Below are 13,376 nucleotides of genomic sequence, written 5' to 3'. Positions count from 1 at the left end.
TCGCAGACGTCGTAAGTGACTGTTTGTTAATGTGCTTTGAATTGAGTTTCGTCCTATGAATCAAGGGGGCAGGAATTCGAGTCTCTTCGGGCGCACCATACTTGAAGGGCTAGAAGTATATGCTTCTAGCCCTTTTTAATTTGGGGAAAGATTTTTTCTTCCCACGCCTCCTAGGAAGAAAATGTATTGTGAGCACTATTCAGAGGCACGATCCAAATATCGTTTATTAATTTAACATTACAACTCATATTTCTTTCCTCATTAAAAATTTCTTTATGGTTTCATTTTCGAAACAGCTTTAATTTCATCGTCAAGAGGATCGAAGGATACAACCCTAACCTTCAAAATCAAGGTCATGCTTCAGTATTTTTTATACGATGATTTAGCTAGAACGCCTGCTTACGTTTTGCATTCCAATAAGCCACTTCTAAAGCTTCAAACCTCTTCCATAAATCTATTTCACTATGGTCATTTTTGTATTTCAATTCTGATTCAAAAATTGGAACCAGTTGAATGAATATTATTTTTTTGTTTACTATGTTAATTGGCTCGATAATCTCATCACCATTGGTAAACATAAAACTATGTGCTTCTGTTCCCACCCATAATGGATAGCTTAAGTTTATCGAATCTCCGCTATTGGGTATTAATAAAGTCCCATTACCATGCAAAGCAGCTTCAGCAATAGCATCAACAACATCGTCAACCTCTGGTGCAATCCCTAAGAAAAACTCACATCCGTTATTTTCATCCCCATGGATATTTGATGCCCCTTCTGTAGCATAGATAGCCACACCTTCACCAGTTTTATCTTGATCCCATTTTAATACCTTAATACTGTTCTTTTGAGTAGAGAACTCTGCTTCTCTACTTGGGCTACCGAATTTCTTAAAATAGTGATCAATAATCATAATAAATCAATAACCCATTCCATTTTTATTTCGTTCAATAGGGGAAATCCATTGAGTTCCCAACTCCTTGCTGCCTTTACCTGAGTTACAGGACACACAAGCACCAGAAAGATTTGATGGATTATTAACTCTAGCACTGCGTGCTTCTTTAGTATCTTTCCAGCCGCCCTGTACCCAATCTTGCTTTTGTGACCGGACATGGTCTATCGTCGTAGATTTTTTATCTCCACAATATACGCAGACTGGATCTTTCTTTAATACTGCTTCACGTTCACTTTTGCTTACAGAACTATATTTATTACGTGCATATTGCGGAATCACTTCCGCAGTTGCCTTTCCTGAATCTATAGCCTTATCAGTAACATTTGCAACCTCTGCAGCACGCTCAACTACTCGCTCAGCTTTCAACCCCTGGCCTACACCAGGAATTGGACTCAACACACCTACAGCACTTAAACCAACATCAATCGCGGCAGCGCCAACCCCTACACCCGTGTAAGCTGCCACACCTAACTTACCCAAATCATAAACTAGGAATGCTACATCTACCGGACTGTGACCGTCCGGATCCACATACTTATATGGATTATTGTTTGCATAGGCGTAGCGATTAAAACTGTGTACGTTTTCAGGATCAAACCCAACCGGATCAACCGCCATAAAGCGACCTATATCCGGACTGTAATACCGGGCTCCCATATATGAGAGCCTGGTATTGTTGTCATATGGCTTCCCCGCATAGCCAATCTTGTTGCTTGAAGCATTGGGACTACCCGTTAACTTAATACCATAGGCAAGATATGTTTCTTTCCAGTATCCATTTCCATTAGCGTCCGTTGCAATCATAGGCGTACCGGAAATGTCATTATGGTAATAAGTAATGACTTCTGTGCTTGCAAGGGCTACCTGGCTCAAGCCGATACTTAATATCCATGTAGCCGTCAATGCCATCGTTGCCATGCAACGTAATATAAAATTGTTAATCACAATAACCCTCAGAGTAAAATTGATTTTATTTTTTGTCATTTTTCGTTGTTTTACTGAGTAGTAACCCTTTGAGCCACACGCTTACCACCTAGGTAAATATATTCAATCAGCTTTTGAGACTGGCTAGGTGTGTACTCAACTAACTGGGTTCCCTGTGCCCCATAGACTTCATAGCTCTTCACACCGGCCTTAATGACCGTGACCCGACTCTTACTTCCGTCATACCCATACTGGATTTTATTGGCCGTATCTGAGCAGTTAATACATGCCAGATTCGAAGCATCATCATAGCTATATGTGTTACCTGTCCCAGCCGCGATATTCCCATAGGCATCGTATGCATAGGTTGTTGGTAAATAGCCTGTGATACTTGCCAGGCGATTGTATGAGTCATAGTTGTAGTTAGAAGAAACCCCTGAATATGTTCGATTAAGAATATTGCCAGCGCCATCGTAAGCGATTGTTGAGATGAATATCGGATTGGTATGACTCACGACTCGATTCAGATTGTCATAGTCCAAAGCCACGTTAAAACTCGTATCCGCACTATCTACAATCGCTTTTAAATTACCCACTTCATCATACGTATATGAACTGTCGGAGTATGCAACTGCCCCTTTCTTCGTTGTAAATGTCGATGGCCACAGCCGGGCTTGCTGCTCATAGTTGGTCACTACGCCATTTGCATAGTTAATCTGCTTCATTAGTCCGGACGGCCAGTAAGTCACCGCACTGATATAGCCAGAAACCTGCGTTGGACGACCCAGCACATCAGGAACATAGTTAACCTGCTGACCAGAGCGAGGGTAAATCATTGATGCAATCTGATCATTTGCGTTGTAAATGTATTCCGTCACAAATGGAATGCTATCGACTGTCAGCGTTTCCTTTTTCAGATTTCCATTGTCATCATAGATAAAACCTTTGGTCGCTGCGGACGAGCTCACGCTTAAAGGTTTATCCGTCAGTGTGTAAGTATGCGTCACTGTGGGAGTGGTTAATGGATTGGGGTACGTTACAACACTCAAGCGATTACGCCCATCATAGGTATAGCTGGTTGTGCCAGAGCTACCCACCGTCAGCGACGTCATATTGCCAGCAGCATCACGCCCATATGTGGTAGTGCCGGTTTCAGGGTTAACCACTGTCGTGAGGTAATAACGGCTGTCATAGCCATAGGTCCGGGTAAGACCACCCTGGGTCGCTGATGTAATCAGATCTTTGCTGTTGCGCGCCAACGTCACACTCGCGGAGGAGATTGGGGTTGTGACTCCCATCAGGTATTGTTTATCTGGGTCACCATAGGCCCTATAGGCATAAGTGGTGGCATTGTTACGTTCGTCAGTAACGGTTTTGGTGCCAGCACCATAAGCATGCGTCTGGAAGGTGTTATCGGCATTTATAATCTTGGTAACGCGATTTAAGGCATCGTATTGGTAAGTTGTACCAATTGTCGCACCAGGATTAGACTCAAATGTACGGCGACCCAGCGCATCATAGGCGTAACTTGTCGTAATACCACCTAAGGTGATACTCGCAACTCGCCCAAACGGATCATACTGTGTTGTCTCAATCAAACTGCCACGGGTAGTCGTTTTTGAGGTCGCTGTATAGGTAGTTGTCTTCGGGTTACCTAAAGGGGTCGTCACTGAGGTGACACGGTTCAGTCCGTCATACGTATAAGTGGTCGTCTTACCGGCACCGTTGGTTTCCGATGTGATATTTCCAGCAGCATCTACCACACGAGTGATGTTGACACCCTCTGGCTGATTCTCCGTTTGAGGAATGCCACGTTTGTAATTTGAGAAGCTATACACCAATCCCCTTGGCATCGTTGCTGTAGCAACATTACCTGCAGAATCATAGGTGTAGCTAGTCGAGACACCTTCTTTAGTGATATTGGTCAGATTACCATTCGCATCAAACGTACGCGTGGTTGAACTACCTGTGAAGCTCTCATCTTTTAACCGACCGATGATCCACTTCCCCGTATCGTTCAGATACGTTCTCGTGGTAGTGCGGTTACCGCCATTCAATCCAGTCTCAACAATCGTGCCTGGATTTCCATACGCATCGTAGTTCGAATACTCCGTCGTGTAGGTCGCTCCGTCTCGCTCAACTGTTCTCTTCTGCATGTCAGGGAACCATATCTTTTCATCCCAAACCATACCCAGCTCTTTCAAATGACGTCGATAAGGAAATATTTCTCGACGTTGCCACACATAATATTCTCGCGCACCATTAGCATACTCATGCTCAACTAAACTACCAACTCTCCACGCATTATTCTGCCAAAGTAAACCAGTTGTCGAAATAGCATATCCAGCACCTATATATTTATATATCTCCACTCCTTCTGGACCATTAATAGTTGTGATATCGTATGCGCCAGTTCCGCCACGATTGTATGAATATAACCACTGATAGCCATTTGAAAAAGTACGCGATGCAACGCGCTCAACCCTTAAATAATAAGCCGTTGAATTACCATTAGCTTGTAAATCCAAATAATTATAGGTGTAATTTATTACCCCACCATGAGGATATTTAATACTCGACAATCTTCGAGTTCCTGGAGTCGCCGTTGGATAACTATTTATATATGTGTAGACTGGTTTTATCATGTCCTGAGTACCGTATCTAAACGCACCTGGGACATACGTATACTCCCATTTCTCTCCATCAGGGCGGGTAACTTTTGACAAGGTATAAGATGTGTTCGAATCCGCTGAAATGTACTCATATGTCCAAATAAGCCCAGCACCATCATTAATTGAAGATAATTTCCCGGTTGACATATTGTAGACCAATGCGACATTGCGACCATCGCTTGCCGTTATACTGGTGAGCAAAGAAGATGGTTTTTCTGTCGATTTATCATCATCCGCTCCGAATAATATTCGTCCATTATTATTCGATGGTATAGAGATAGCGATGGGGGTACCATACATCGTGTAACCGTAACTTATCCATTCTCCATTTGGATTAGTTGCTTTTATAGCATCAAGATAACTTACGGTTCGAGTGTTACCAATGACCGTAACTCCGCCAGTACCTGGACCTGGCGCTGGAGCCAACATCTGTAAGGAGTATTTACCAATTTTACTATTGGAAATATTTCCGAATTCAAACTTTACTCCGTCAGGGGAATATGCTGTAACAATATTAGATTCACAAGTTACTTTCCAATTATTTTTTGTAACTCCATGTCCAGCTTCAAAAAACACCACCTCATCACTTCCATCGGGCTGCTCAAGGGTTATCTGATCATGCGCATCCAGCCCCATTGCCTCTGTACCACATAATTGTTTAAATGAATTGGAAATATAATTTGCTTTATCATTTTGAATATCAAATACATTATCAAAAACTAATCTGGGAGCAGCTCGCAAAGACCATCCAGGACCAAGGGCAGTCCATTTATATGACCTTGCATAAGTCGCAGTCAATGCGGCAGAGGTCGCGGCAAAGTTATATATCCGCTTTATACTTATATCCAAACCACCGTTACCCGGTATATTAATATCCGTATGAGTAACAATAAGATTTCCGTTATATGGATCAACCTTATCCACCTGTCCCCAAAGCCCCCTATCACTATGTGGTTGCCGATAATCACGATCCTGACTTGTCTCAACTCCATATACGACTTTAATAGAAAGCAGAATTTGAAGCATAAAAAATAAAATAGCCTTGCCCATACCTTCTCAACCCCTTATTTTTTTACAAAAATTTAGCAAAATCTTGCGTTAACATTTATTATTTAAATATTTTTTATTTACTCTTTTCTTAATAATATCCGCCATAACTAGTAATTATTAGCTATGCATATAATCTGATTGCCTTTAAAAAAACCCAAACTTATTCACAAACTTATCCGACACTATAAATGCAAGATAACTTTGCATTGATTGTCACTCAATTTTCTTTAAAATCTCATCTCTATTTGCGCATAACTTGCTCGCTCACAAATAGATATCCCCTGCTAATCTTTATGTATGGCCCCAGCCACCAAGTCTAAAAAAATTCTGAGTCCGCGCCCCTCCTGTAATTACCCATTAATTCAGGCGACCTATACACAACCCATTAATGTTAATAGGAATCATTATCATGATAATACAATTTATTATTTACATCTAGTCATCCTCGCTGAATTTTAATTACTTGAATTTATTAAATATTTTACAAATCGCTACATTAAGCTTGAAAGCAACGGATACAGCGGGGGTCCTGATTTTGATAACAATAAACTCTTTATAGGCGTAGCCGTAGAAGGGGCGAATCAATCCGATGGGGATAATGGTGTAGTAGTCACTTCGAAAATTGATCGCTTAATTGTCGAAATTTCGTGATAAGCCCATTCAGGCACCCTCAGCGCTCCAATTCACTAAAAAAATTCTGATGAAAAGTTCATATGAACAAATATCCACTAACAAAACTAAGTAATACAGTTTTTTGCATATGAGAGGTATGTCTTATTTTTTCTCGGCATTGGGGAGATTTGTGGAAATCGGGGAACACAAGTGAGCAAAGCAGCACAGTATAGAGGAACGTTATGGAAATTTGTCATTAAGTCAAATACTTACTATCAAATATAACCTGCGAACCAAGGGGGTCAGGAGTACGAATCTCTTCGGGCGCACCATACATCAAGGAATTAGGCCACCACCTCGGTGGCCTTTTTCTTTTCCGTAGTAAAAACGTCTGTACCGACTGCGTAGCATCATTGCAGAGCGCGCCGCCTATCACCAAAACGCGGTTGGTTTGGCGCAAGGCGGAAATTGCCATAGAGAAAGCTGGGGGGAGGCAACTGAAACCACTGGCACTATGCCAGTAGTGCTTGATGAGGCGGATATTGAATTACCGGACTTGCTGACAGATTTGCAAAATCGGATTCATCTTACTCGTCGAACTATTGTCCGAATATTGACTGAAAGTGGCCGTCTCAATGATTTCAAGCATAACCCTAGCAATTTATTGATCTCGTCGCAGATGTAATCGAGCGATGCAAACGTATGGCCCTGATCAATGGCATCAAGTATCAACGCATTGGTGATGAGCATTATTACGCCCAAGAACTCTTCGAACAAGAAGAGGTGACTGGCTATATAAAAAAAATGCTTAAAGATACAAAGAAATCAGTCTATGAGTACGTAATATATGATTCCAACACCGAACGTGACTTCGCATATGCTCTGGAGAAAAATGAAAACATCAAGGTATATGCAAAGCTACCTGGGTGGTTCAAAATTCCAACCCCTCTTGGCTCCTACAACCCAGATTGGGCACTAGTGGTTGAAGATGGCGGCGGCGAACGTCTTTACTTCGTGGTGGAATCGAAAAGCACGCTGTTTTACGACGAATTACGTGATAGCGAAAACGCAAAGATTGCTTGCGGCAAGGCACATTTCCAATCACTAAAAATTGATCAGAACTTTGCCTGTTTTGTAGTAGCAGAGTCTGTAACTGATCTACTAAATCAATGAATCCCGCTCAAGCGCCTAATCATGCTTTAGCATGCATTCTTTAACTGCATCTTTAATCTCTTGATCAAGGTTAAAAGATGTTGCTGGAGAATGAGGGGGGGCGTTTCTTCCAAAGCACCGCCCATAACGCTCATCAAAAAAAATACTTAATGCAATTTCAGATTTACCTGGATTTTCCTTCTTAAACTCTTCCCAAAAAGACTCAGCATCATTACAAAACTGCGCAATTACAGGTTTTTTATCGCCTGGACAAGACATTACCTTCTCCTATTTTAGATTAATTTAACAGCCAAAAAAATTAATCTACTAATAATCTTTATAATTATTATCAGATTGGCTAAGAATCTGCATTCGCCGCCTTCTTAGCGATGACCTAGATATATTAAACTCCATTTTTTTGCCTTCAAGCGCCGGCGCAAGTGTAGTAACAGTATTTACTGAACTATTTAAGATTCTAACAAGTGCAGCTTTCACTGTTGCTGGATCATCATCAAAGTCACCATGTGATTTAGCCCTGGATGCTGATCTATCACCTTCAGTCAAATTATTTGGCGTTAATATTAGTTCGCAATTCGAAGTAGTGAATAATCTCTGTATTTTAGAATCTTTTTGAATGAATTTTTCCATACCAAGGATAGGCTCACCATCCCTATATAATGGAATTTTTTCCTTTTCTTCAAAAGCATTTGACACAAGATACAGCAGTGACTTGTTATACACTTTAGCACAATTGTCATCCTGTTCTGTTTGATCATTTAGTACGAACAGTGAAAACTTTTTAATTTTTTTGCTTTCGATAAGTGGAATATAAGCTTTTTTGAAAACTTTAGTGGTACATGCTGGTGCCCATAAAGTGAGGGTTTCCACTTCAACTTTTGAAGCCAAAAGGGGTAAAAATGCAGAGTGAAATATTGCACCTGCACTATGCCCAACACAGTGCACTTCCAGATTAGGGTAACTATTCTTTAGCTCTACGATGTGTTGAAAGGCCAAATACGCGCCGCCGTCATTATCGGAGGCAGCTATGGCATTGGACTTCATTTCATCCCAAGACAATTTTCCGGTAAGAAATCTGGCTAACGGCTCTAGAGTGTCGTCAACTCTATCCAACATGAAATCTTTGGCATCATCAATAAATCCTTCCGGACGTCGATTCCTCATTGAATCTTTAAGAATATTTGTAATTGTTGACCAGTAGTCGGAATGCCATATGAATGATATTGGATAAACTCCTTCATCCAACAATGCCTGCCGGTATCCGGCTACCCTATTGACTGCATCCTCCTCCGCCACCAACCCCCCATGAGCAAAAATCAACAATCGTGGTTTCTTGACGTCCTTCATAATTCGAGGGAAATCACGGGTAAAAATATTTTTAAGCTCAGCGGGGCTAGTACCGTAGTCACCGCCAGGCAATAGTTTGCCGTTATTACCAATGCTTATAATATGAGGGCGAAGATCTGTATAAGAATAAGCTTTGGAAGATCCGCTTAATGCAGCATGTTGCTGTGAGACAGCATTGGGTGTTTTTAAAGTTATTGGCACGCCTAATCTGGCGACCCAAACATCAGTGCCATTCTCGAGCCAGTCATCATAGGTAACTAGGGCATAACCCTCGTATCCCCAGCTGGCACCCCATGAGTTCTGAATCCAGAATCCTTGGGAGTTGTATCCGACAATAGCAAATGCATGGCCTCCAAGTGATTCGTTAGAGTAAGGAATAACGCCTTTTTTATCTACTTTGCTCCAACCTGAATGCACTACAGAGGTCGCATACAGGATCCCTACTTCTGCAATTGCACTATGCATTGCAACGATGTCTTTATGGTTAACCCTGAAATAGGCTCCTAGTGGCCTGCACCGAGCATCTCTAGATTTTGCCTCTGACAACCCTTCAACCTTATTTTTCTGGTCTGCAAGATATACCGCGTGTGAACATATGCCATGTTTATTCCAACCTTTCATAGCCCCTCTGGCACTAGACCCTGAGTAATCTTCACCAGGCCATTCATCATATCTTTTAGCAAGTTCATAAAACATAGAGGGGCTGACATCAATTGCATCAGGACTAACAGTACGACGTCTTAACAAATAATTTGCTACAGTTGCTAAGGCATAACCTGTACATGCCCCTTCACTACCCTGATCCAGAACTGGGGTTTTAGATTTACGATAGTTATCGAGGGGAATTTCTTGACCAACTTCGACTAACGTGGGGATATACATCTTGTCACGGAAATCAGTGGTATCCGGGCGGGCGTTAAGCACTCTATCTTTGAATGAAGTGTGCGCAGCAGTTGGGCTAAAAGAAGATTTTTTTTGCGTCTTGGCCATTTGCATCCCCTGACAATATGGATAAACAAAAACGTCAAACAACAAATCAATCTTTAATTATTTAATCTTGTGAAAAATTGATTTTATAAGTCCAAAATTCTAAAATTTACTAGATAATTCAGCAAGATGATTAATAATCGCAAATATCTCATCTATAGAAATACGTGTCAATAGACATACTAGAGTCATAATAAACCACTGAGATTAAACATTGCAGTTTAAAAAGCCAATGTGTAAGGTTTTTATTATCATGATGGTAATATTGTGCAGGCAATCTTTAGAAAATTTAAACCGCGAAAAGTAAATGATAGCTATGGGCTGTCCGCTTGAAGGAAAGGTTAGTTGTTACTGTTTTCCTTTGGCAGGGAGACGGCCGAACCTCGCCACTGCGGCTGGCCGATCCATGGCCCTGACCTGCTTGCCAGTATCGTGGCATCGACAATAACTGGTGCGGTTCGTTTAACCCGTAGCAAATAGGCGAACTGCGTGGCGTCACCAGGAGGAAGAAATACTCCTTCATTTGATAGGTTCTCAGTTGCCTGGAATCGCCCATTTTGGTCCTTTTCAGTTGTGCGTTCGGTGACCAGTCTCTCTTGCCTCGGCACTTTGATCTTGGACCCATCATTAAGGTCGGTTGCTTCAATCAGTATGTCGTGGACCTCAATGCGGCCGATATCCGATCGCTTAAGTATGATGACTATCGCTACAAAATCTTCAGCTTGATTTCCTGGGATATGCTCTCTGATTGTCTCCACTGACATTTCCGCTCCAGCATTGAATTGACCTCCGATCAGCTTAGTAAGAATGAAAACCGCTGCGAAACCGAAGGCGGCTATTTCCAACCAAAGCTTCATCGTGCCTAGTGTGGTTTGCATGAGTTTCCTCTTTGAAAGCTAAACAGTTATAAGGGCATGGAATTTCAGGCTCAGATAAAATTTGAAAGAATCTGGTTTGCGGAATCTCACCAAGATCCTGCTTTTGACTCCATGCCCCCCGGCTCATCGTTTTGTTTAATCAACTGCTGCTGCATCTTTGGCAGATGCTCATGCACCTCAATAACTTCGTAACGCTCATTCTTAAATATTCCAGTGTCCGGATCTTGGCGTTGCACTATCCTCAATGCCACATATAAGCCATCGCCCGGCGCTATCGTTATTTCATGCGCGAAGAACCGATCATAGAATCGACTATCCATTACCGGTGCTGAAATCTTAATTCCCCTCCAAAAAAACTCCCATTTTCGGTTTCCACGGGAAAGGATTGCTCTGGAAATCTCTAAATTAGCGAACTCGACGATTTCTCTTACCCCATCCTCCTCTATCCGTCTGTGATCGAATATTACAAATCTATCACGTGGCACATAGATTAATGGGGGGGGTTTACTAAAGTCAGTTTTAAGTCCTATACCCAAAACTTCAGGATCAGCCAATGCCCCATGAAAAACTTTACCTATCGCAGCGTTGAAACGTTCTGATTTTTCGAGCCCTTTCTTCGCCTCATAGACACTTCTATCCACAATAATCTTATTATCCCCAGACTCAATAATGACCATCTCTTTGCTAACTTCAATTCTTGGTGGGGTATTCGTCTGAATTAAGGTTTCATAAATATGCGTCGAAATGATCCCATAAACAATTGCTTTTACAGCTTCATTAGAGAAAAGGTTCTTCGCCTTTTCATAGACCGTTCGTACAACTGCTTGAAAACTACCATCCACCAAGGTCTCAACGACAACCTCAACCCGATATCCAGGGTTCACGGCTGCGTTAACCTCCTTCACCGCATCAGCCAATCCAATTAGAGCTGTGGCTAGTGCGTATGCATTGACATCATATTTTTGCGTGTTGAAGTAAAGAACAAACCGATTAACTTCTTTTGGTATTTCAATCACATTCATACAATGTTCTTTCATGAAGGTTTATGCAATCATAGCTTCTGATGATCAAGAAAAACAATGAGCATTCGTCCCATGACCCATCGGGTCAGCAGTTCAAATCTTAATGGTCGCGCAACAAATACAAAGGCTGATTCGTCAAAGGTTCAGCCTTTTATAATTTGGTTCGATATAACTATGGGCTTCCAACGCAAAAATGGTCTGCTATCTACCCAAAGCGGCAATCGATTAACAAGAGCTTCCTAAGTTAGGTTCAATCCACCATCTAAAAGCAGAATTTCTCCAGTCATAAAGTCTGATGCGACTAACATTGAGACAGCCTGAGCAATATCCTCGGGGCTAGCCGCTCGACGCATAGGAGCTCGCTCTTTCCAAAGCTGCTGCGCCTGTGTCCAGCTCGATGTGAGTGGTGTGTCTACTAAACCGGGAGCGATAGCATTTACACGGATATCTGGGGCTAGTGAAAGCGCGAGCAATCGAGTCACATGATTTAACGCGGCCTTGGTCGCAGCATAAGGAATTGACGCCCCTTTTGGTCGGACGCCAGCGTGCGAACTGATGTTAACAACGCAGCCGGGCCTGCCTCTTCCAGCAGCATTACGAAGCTCAGATTCTGCTTCTGCCACCAAACGAAAAGGTGCAACGACATTTACCTCATGCAGTTCCTGCCAAATATCCGATGTGGCCGCAGTCAGATCATTGTGTGGAATAACCCGACTGATTCCGGCATTGTTGATCAGAATGTCGAGTTGACCCCATACGGCTATGGATTCACGGATGAGTCTCACTCTATCCGCATCGTCGGCCAAATTTGCTTGCACATAAGCTGCCGAACCGAGTTCACGGGCAAGCGCATGTCCCGCGTCAGCCGAATTGCGTGAATGTAAGACGATTAAGAATCCCTCCATGGAGAGTCGGCGAGCGATGGCAGCGCCGATACCGGAAGTTGAGCCGGTGACAAGTGCGACAGGGGGTTGAGGTTTCATAGGGATTTGATAAGCATATAGTTGCCGAATTTAGCGGAATACTAATTGTGTGCTTTGATCGGGTTGAAGTGCCCAAGAGTATACGCCAGCGCTATCATTTTTCAGGCGGGGCTATTTTCTGAATGTCCGCTTTTGGCTGATAGCAGACACTGCTGTAGGGAAATTGTAACGCAGTGGGTATAACTTAGGCTTTAATCACGCTAATTGCAGCTAAATATGAAATTCGCAGGCGTCATAAGTGACTGTTTACAATAGCGATTTACCAAGAATTTCGTCCTACGAACCAAGGGGTCAGGAGTTCGAATCTCTTCGGGCGCACCAAACAAACAAAAGGCTAGCTTATGCTAGCCTTTTGTCATTTCTGGCACTGCCATGCCGCCTTGTGATGCCTTAGCTTTCAGGCCGCGTTAAATACTCGATTTTTCATCTGACTTTTCCCAGTAGGTTTCAGACAGATCAATGCGCCTGGCTTTACTTAGATAAGTAATAGTCTGCCACTTTTTCTTCACAAATTTCCAAATTTTCAGAGGCCAAATCTAGGGATTGGTTCGGTGTCACTGTGTAATCATGGTAATGATAGCTATCGGTTGCGTGGACATAGACCAGTTTCCCAACGATATTTTCATAAGAATAAGCGTCATAAATCTCACTTGATATATCTAAGTTTCTGACAAATTCCAAATGCTCTCTTGGGTTGGATTCCATGGATTCTCCTGAAGTAGATTAAATCGCACTCTAAAATTGTTAGGCTAGGGATTGGTTAACTATTTTTGCCAAC

The 13,376-nt window shown here is 42.3% G+C and carries 10 protein-coding genes; 1 reads left to right on the top strand and 9 read right to left on the bottom strand.

Features of this window, described 5'->3' with window-relative positions:
• Nucleotides 1-386: 386 nt before the first annotated feature.
• From LG204_RS06990 to LG204_RS06980, 3 genes are read right to left on the bottom strand one after another with little or no spacing between them, the layout of a single operon-like run.
• The gene (locus tag LG204_RS06990; RefSeq protein ID WP_230336595.1) at nucleotides 387-911 is read right to left on the bottom strand and encodes a suppressor of fused domain protein; all 525 of its coding nucleotides are present in this window, start codon (nucleotides 909-911) and stop codon (nucleotides 387-389) included.
• 6 nt (nucleotides 912-917) lie between these two features.
• Nucleotides 918-1,937, bottom strand: a complete 1,020-nt coding sequence (locus LG204_RS06985; RefSeq protein ID WP_230336594.1) for an RHS repeat-associated core domain-containing protein — start codon at nucleotides 1,935-1,937, stop codon at nucleotides 918-920.
• 11 nt (nucleotides 1,938-1,948) lie between these two features.
• Nucleotides 1,949-5,599, bottom strand: a complete 3,651-nt coding sequence (locus LG204_RS06980) for a DUF6531 domain-containing protein (RefSeq protein ID WP_230336593.1) — start codon at nucleotides 5,597-5,599, stop codon at nucleotides 1,949-1,951.
• A 1,314-nt stretch (nucleotides 5,600-6,913) separates the two neighbouring features.
• Between LG204_RS06980 and LG204_RS06975 the strand changes: the two genes are divergently transcribed.
• Nucleotides 6,914-7,384: a restriction endonuclease gene (locus tag LG204_RS06975; protein ID WP_230336592.1), complete on the top strand. Its 471-nt coding sequence runs from the start codon at nucleotides 6,914-6,916 to the stop codon at nucleotides 7,382-7,384.
• A 15-nt stretch (nucleotides 7,385-7,399) separates the two neighbouring features.
• On the opposite strand, the gene LG204_RS06970 is transcribed toward LG204_RS06975, so the two are convergent.
• The 6 genes from LG204_RS06970 to LG204_RS06945 all read right to left on the bottom strand — a co-directional run bounded on the left by LG204_RS06970 (nucleotide 7,400) and on the right by LG204_RS06945 (nucleotide 13,303).
• Nucleotides 7,400-7,642 carry a hypothetical protein gene (locus tag LG204_RS06970; RefSeq protein ID WP_230336591.1) on the bottom strand — a complete coding sequence of 81 codons (243 nt, stop codon included), beginning with the start codon at nucleotides 7,640-7,642 and terminating at the stop codon, nucleotides 7,400-7,402.
• Nucleotides 7,643-7,690: 48 nt separating this feature from the next.
• On the bottom strand, nucleotides 7,691-9,718 hold the full coding sequence (locus LG204_RS06965) for a C1 family peptidase (protein ID WP_230336590.1): 2,028 nt from the start codon (nucleotides 9,716-9,718) through the stop codon (nucleotides 7,691-7,693).
• Between the two features lie 338 nt (nucleotides 9,719-10,056).
• Nucleotides 10,057-10,593 (bottom strand): hypothetical protein, encoded by a 537-nt coding sequence (locus LG204_RS06960; protein ID WP_230336589.1) that lies wholly within the window; start codon nucleotides 10,591-10,593, stop codon nucleotides 10,057-10,059.
• Nucleotides 10,594-10,679: 86 nt separating this feature from the next.
• Nucleotides 10,680-11,615, bottom strand: coding sequence for a hypothetical protein (locus tag LG204_RS06955; RefSeq protein ID WP_230336588.1), 936 nt, complete (start codon nucleotides 11,613-11,615; stop codon nucleotides 10,680-10,682).
• Nucleotides 11,616-11,854: 239 nt separating this feature from the next.
• Nucleotides 11,855-12,598 carry an SDR family NAD(P)-dependent oxidoreductase gene (locus tag LG204_RS06950; RefSeq protein WP_230336587.1) on the bottom strand — a complete coding sequence of 248 codons (744 nt, stop codon included), beginning with the start codon at nucleotides 12,596-12,598 and terminating at the stop codon, nucleotides 11,855-11,857.
• Between the two features lie 471 nt (nucleotides 12,599-13,069).
• A complete protein-coding gene (locus tag LG204_RS06945; RefSeq protein WP_230336586.1) occupies nucleotides 13,070-13,303 on the bottom strand; it encodes a hypothetical protein in 234 nt (77 codons plus the stop codon).
• Nucleotides 13,304-13,376: the final 73 nt, after the last annotated feature.

The organism is Methylovorus menthalis (assembly GCF_020523625.1).
Taxonomy (GTDB): Bacteria; Pseudomonadota; Gammaproteobacteria; order Burkholderiales; family Methylophilaceae; genus Methylovorus; species Methylovorus menthalis.
The sequence above is the reverse complement of the archived record's forward strand: the minus strand, read 5'-3'. Positions and strand labels throughout refer to the sequence as shown.

Bases quoted from the DNA above. Each gene is read 5' to 3' on its own strand.
- LG204_RS06945 (WP_230336586.1), bottom strand. From the start codon at position 13,303: ATGGAATCCAACCCAAGAGAGCATTTGGAATTTGTCAGAAACTTAGAT.
- LG204_RS06950 (WP_230336587.1), bottom strand. From the start codon at position 12,598: ATGAAACCTCAACCCCCTGTCGCACTTGTCACCGGCTCAACTTCCGGT.
- LG204_RS06960 (WP_230336589.1), bottom strand. From the start codon at position 10,593: ATGCAAACCACACTAGGCACGATGAAGCTTTGGTTGGAAATAGCCGCC.
- LG204_RS06965 (WP_230336590.1), bottom strand. From the start codon at position 9,718: ATGGCCAAGACGCAAAAAAAATCTTCTTTTAGCCCAACTGCTGCGCAC.
- LG204_RS06985 (WP_230336594.1), bottom strand. From the start codon at position 1,937: ATGACAAAAAATAAAATCAATTTTACTCTGAGGGTTATTGTGATTAAC.
- LG204_RS06990 (WP_230336595.1), bottom strand. From the start codon at position 911: ATGATTATTGATCACTATTTTAAGAAATTCGGTAGCCCAAGTAGAGAA.
- LG204_RS06955 (WP_230336588.1), bottom strand. From the start codon at position 11,615: ATGAATGTGATTGAAATACCAAAAGAAGTTAATCGGTTTGTTCTTTAC.
- LG204_RS06975 (WP_230336592.1), top strand. From the start codon at position 6,914: ATGGCCCTGATCAATGGCATCAAGTATCAACGCATTGGTGATGAGCAT.
- LG204_RS06980 (WP_230336593.1), bottom strand. From the start codon at position 5,599: ATGGGCAAGGCTATTTTATTTTTTATGCTTCAAATTCTGCTTTCTATT.
- LG204_RS06970 (WP_230336591.1), bottom strand. From the start codon at position 7,642: ATGTCTTGTCCAGGCGATAAAAAACCTGTAATTGCGCAGTTTTGTAAT.